Annotated in this window: 1 protein-coding gene; it reads right to left on the bottom strand. The window is 50.9% G+C overall.

Features of this window, described 5'->3' with window-relative positions; translation table 11 throughout:
* Window positions 1-186: 186 nt before the first annotated feature.
* The coding region (locus HMPREF2726_RS10825; protein ID WP_070603378.1) for an IS30 family transposase at window positions 187-1,015 on the bottom strand (829 nt) is incomplete at its 5' end.

Below are 1,015 nucleotides of genomic sequence, written 5' to 3'. Positions count from 1 at the left end.
CTGGCGGGAGAGGGCTGGGGAGAGGGTGGCTCTATGGGTTAAACGAATTTGATTTTACCTAAAGCCATAGAACCACCCCCATCCTAACCTTCCCCCGCCGGACAGGGGAAGGAACAGATTGCCGTTGAAGCAACCCGTAGCGTGGATTAAATAAAAGGTCCTTGGATTCGGATTTCAAGTGCAACACTAGGGTACCAGTGGTTGGAACAGATTTAAGAATAAAACACTTGGCGTTTCGTAGCCAAGTGTTTTTCTTGGCCGGTGGTTCAACTCATCTTGAACCCTGCGTATCTCCCGATTGCTGATGTTTCGGAAATCGGTTTGTTTGGGGAAATATTGCCGGATGAGTCCATTGGTGTTCTCATTCAGCCCTTTTCCCCAAGAATGGTAAGGGCGGCAAAAATAGGTTTTCGCCTTCAATGCTTTGGCTATTTTGGTGTGTTGGTAGAACTCTTTGCCGTTATCCATGGTGATGGTGTGGACTCTGGCTTTATATGCCTTTAATACCCTAATGGCCGCCCGGGCAGTGTCTTCGGCTTTTAAGTTCTTTAATTTGCAGATGATGGTGTAGCGGGTAACGCGTTCGACCAAGGTCAATAACGCGCTTTTCTGATTTTTGCCGACGATGGTGTCGGCCTCCCAATCGCCGATGCGGGTTTTCTGGTCGACGATAGCAGGTCGGTTTTCTATGCCGACGCGGTCGGGCACTTTGCCTCTGGTCCATGTGCTGCCGTAGCGTTTGCGGTAGGGTTTGCTGCATATTCTGAGATGTTGCCACAAAGTGCCGCCGTTGCTTTTGTCTTGGCGAAGGTAGCGGTAAACGGTGCTGTGATGGAGCTTGATCCCGTGGTGTTTATGCAGGTAGGCACACACTTGTTCGGGACTGAGTTTGCGGCGGATAAGGGTGTCGATGTGTTGAACCAGCTGCGAATCGAGCTTATAGGGTTTTCGCCGGTGCTGTTTGGTCAGCCGGCCTTGCCGTTGGGCTTTATCGGCGCTGTATTGCTGTCCTTGG

Source organism: Neisseria sp. HMSC074B07 (assembly GCF_001810355.1).
In the GTDB taxonomy this organism is placed as follows: Bacteria; Pseudomonadota; Gammaproteobacteria; order Burkholderiales; family Neisseriaceae; genus Neisseria.
Note: the sequence above shows the minus strand (reverse complement) of the source record. Positions and strands in the feature narration are given on the sequence as shown.